At 59.3% G+C, this 3,903-nt stretch carries 1 protein-coding gene; it reads right to left on the bottom strand.

Annotated features, from left to right (window positions below; translation table 11 throughout):
* Positions 1 to 3,903, bottom strand: a 3,903-nt coding sequence (locus tag EYW45_RS00145) for a beta strand repeat-containing protein (protein ID WP_202444510.1), incomplete at both ends; no start/stop codon positions are given.

Below are 3,903 nucleotides of genomic sequence, written 5' to 3'. Positions count from 1 at the left end.
AGCGAACCCAAGGTCGAACCAACCGGAACGGCGGTGCCAGCCTTGAACGTGCTTTGGCCCGCGTCGGCATCCGAGATTGTCAACGTGCCGGACGAAACCAGGTTGCCATTGGCGTTGACAGCGGTGTCTTCTGTGACCGTGCCGGTGGCGGCGCCCGAGAATATCGGCACATCATTCGTACCGGTGATCGTGACCGTGACGATAGTGGTCGTGCCGTCAGCGGCCGAAACCGTGAACGACTCAACCTTCGTTTGACCAGCGGCGAGGTATTGAACGGCGCTATTGGCGACGTTGTAGGTCCAAGTGCCATTCTCAGCGATGGACAACGAACCCAAGGTCGAGCCAACCGGCACAGCAGTGCCAGCCTTGAACGTGTTCTGACCCGCGTCGGCGTCCGAGATCGTCAGCGTGCCAGACGAAACCAGGTTGCCGTTCGCGTTGACGGCGGTGTCTTCAGTGACGGCGCCAGCGTTCGTGCCCGCGAATGTCGGAACATCATTCGTGCCCGTGATCGTGACCGTCACAACCGTGGTCGTGCCGTCAGCAGCAGAAACCGTGAACGATTCGACCTTCGTTTGGCCAGCGGCCAGGTATTGAACGGCCGAGTTGGCGACGTTGTAGATCCACGTGCCGTTTTCTGCAATCGACAACGAGCCCAGCGTCGAACCAACCGGAACGGCAGCGCCGGCCTTGAAGGTGCTTTGGTCTGCGTCAACATCCGAGATCGTCAACGTGCCGGTGGACACGAGGTTGCCATTAGCGTTGACGGCGGTGTCTTCAGTCACGCTTCCAACCGCCGCGCCAGCGAAAGTCGGGACATCGTTGGTGCCGGTGATCGTGACCGTCACAACAGTGGTCGTGCCGTCAGCAGCAGAAACCGTGAACGACTCAACCTTCGTCTGCCCGGCAGCGAGATACTGCACGGCCGAGTTTGCGACGTTGTAGGTCCAGGTGCCGTTCTCGGCGATGGACAACGAGCCCAAGGTCGAACCGACCGGGACGGCGGTGCCGGCCTTGAACGTGCTTTGGCCAGCGTCGTCGTCCGAGATCGTCAATGTGCCAGTGGACACGAGATTGCCGTTGGCGTTGACGGCGGTGTCTTCAGTCACAGTGCCGGTGGCTGCGCCAGCGAACGTCGGAACATCATTCGTACCGGTGATCGTCACGGTAACGACAGTGGTTGTGCCGTCAGCGGCCGAAACTGTGAACGATTCGACCTTTGTTTGGCCTTCGGCCAAATATTGAACGGCCGAGTTCGCGACGTTGTAAGTCCACGTGCCGTTCTCTGCAATCGACAGCGAACCCAAGGTCGAACCGACCGGCACAGCAGTGCCAGCCTTGAACGTACTTTGGCCTGCGTCGGCGTCCGAGATCGTCAACGTGCCGGACGAAACCAGATTGCCGTTCGCGTTGACAGCGGTGTCTTCGGTGACTGTGCCAGTGGCAGCACCCGCGAACGTCGGAACATCGTTCGTTCCCGTGATCGTGACCGTCACAACCGCGGTCGTGCCGTCAGCAGCAGAAACCGTGAACGACTCAATCTTTGTTTGGCCAGCGGCCAGATATTGAACGGCCGAGTTGGCGACGTTGTAGGTCCAGGTGCCGTTTTCAGCGATGGACAAGGAGCCCAAAGTCGAGCCAACCGGAACTGCGGTGCCAGCCTTAAACGTACTTTGGCCTGCGTCGGCGTCCGAGATCGTCAACGTGCCGGACGAAACCAGATTGCCGTTCGCGTTGACAGCGGTGTCTTCAGTCACGGTGCCGGCAGCGGCGCCCGAGAACGTCGGCACATCATTCGTGCCGGTGATCGTGACGGTAACAACAGTAGTCGTGCCATCCGCTGCCGAAACCGTGAACGACTCAATCTTGGTTTGACCAGCGGCCAAGTATTGAACGGCCGAGTTGGCGACGTTATAGGTCCAGGTGCCGTTTTCAGCAATCGACAACGAACCCAAGGTCGAACCGACCGGCACAGCAGTGCCAGCCTTGAACGTGCTTTGGCCTGCGTCAGCATCGGCGATGGTCAACGTGCCCGACGACACCAAGTTGCCATCGACATTGACGGCGTTGTCTTCCGTTACCGAACCGGCCGACGTGCCCGAGAACGTCGGAACGTCATTGGTACCAGTAATGGTGACCGTGATGACTGTCGTGGTGCCATCAGCGGCGAACACCGTGAACGATTCAGTTTTCGTTTCGCCAGCGGCAAGATACTGGACTGCGCTGTTAGCAACGTTGTAGGTCCATGTCCCGTTTTCGGCAATGGACAAAGAGCCTAAGGTCGAACCAACTGGCACGCCGGGGCCTGCCTTGAATGTGCTTTGGTCGGCGTCAGCATCAGCAATGACCAATGATCCCGACGAGACGAGATCACCGCCTGTGCTGACCGCGTTGTCTTGAGTCACCTCGCCCGAATTGACGCCTGTGAACGTGGGTACGTCGTTCGTGCCGGTGATCGTGACCGTGACGATGGTCGTCGTGCCATCAGCGGCAGCAACGGTGAACGATTCCGTCTTTGTTTCGCCAGCAGCCAGATACTGAACGGCGTTGTTGGCGACGTTGTAGATCCAGGTGCCGTTTGCAGCGATCGACAGCGAGCCCAATGTCGAGCCGACCGGAACGGCGGTACCTGCCTGGAACGTGCTTTGACCTGCGTCAGCGTCAGTGACGATCAATGTGCCGCTGGATACGAGGTTGCCATCGACGTTAACCGCCGAGTCTTCGGTCACAGTGCCGGTTGCGGCGCCGGTAAATGTCGGAACGTCGTTGGTTCCGGTAATCGTTACCGTCACAACTGTGGTGGTGCCGTCAGCAGCCGAGACCGTAAATGACTCAACCTTCGTTTGACCGGCGGCCAGGTATTGCACATCCGAGTTTGCAACGTTGTAGGTCCAAGCACCGTTCGCCGTGATCGACAACGAGCCGAGGGTCGAACCGACCGGAATTGCAGTGCCAGCTTGGAATGTGCTTTGACCTGCATCAGCGTCCGAGATGGTCAATATACCTGTAGACACTAAGCTGCCATCTGCGTTGACAGCAGTGTCTTCAGTGACGTTTCCAGTACCTTGACCTGCGATGACAGCTGCGTCGTTCGTGCCGATGACGGTGACCGTAACTTGCGAGATGGTGCCGTCAGCCGAGGTGACGGTAAACACTTCTTGGCGTTGCTCGCCTTGGGCTAACGCTTGAACGTTCGCAGCAGTGTTGTTAAGCGAGTAGGTCCACGCGCCGTCGGTGCCGATCGAGAATGCTCCGTACGTTCCAGCGGTGGCGGTTTGAGCTGTAAACGTGGCTTGGCCAGCGTCAGCGTCCGTGACGGTCAACGTGCCAGAGGCCGTCAACACGCTGTCTTCAGTGACGGTGCCCGAGCCTTGGCCGGCGATCACTGCTGCGTCGTTGGTGCCGATCACCGTGACTGTTACTTGCGAAACCGTACCGTCAGCCGAAGTGACAGTGAAGATCTCTTGACGTTGTTCACCCTGTGCCAACGCCTGAACGTTGGCGGCAGCGTTGTTCAGCGTGTAGGTCCATGCGCCGTCGGTGCCGATGGAGAACGAACCGTAGGTGCCGGCCGTGCCGGCTTGGGCCGTGAACGTGGCTTGGCCAGCATCAGCATCATTGACGGTCAACGTGCCGGAGGCTGTCAACACGCTGTCTTCGGTGACCGTGCCCGTGCCTTGGCCAGCAATGACAGCTGCGTCGTTCGTGCCGATTACAGTGACGGTGACTTGCGAGACAGTGCCGTCAGCCGACGTGACGGTAAACACTTCTTGGCGCTGCTCACCTTGCGCTAATGCTTGGACGTTGGCGGCGTTGTTGTTCAGCGTGTAGGTCCATGCGCCGTCGGTGCCGATGGAGAATGCGCCGTATGTGCCGGCGGTAGCGGTTTGAGCCGTAAACGTG

Source organism: Schauerella aestuarii (assembly GCF_009866805.1).
Classification (GTDB): Bacteria; Pseudomonadota; Gammaproteobacteria; order Burkholderiales; family Burkholderiaceae_B; genus Schauerella; species Schauerella aestuarii.
The sequence above is the reverse complement of the archived record's forward strand: the minus strand, read 5'-3'. Positions and strand labels throughout refer to the sequence as shown.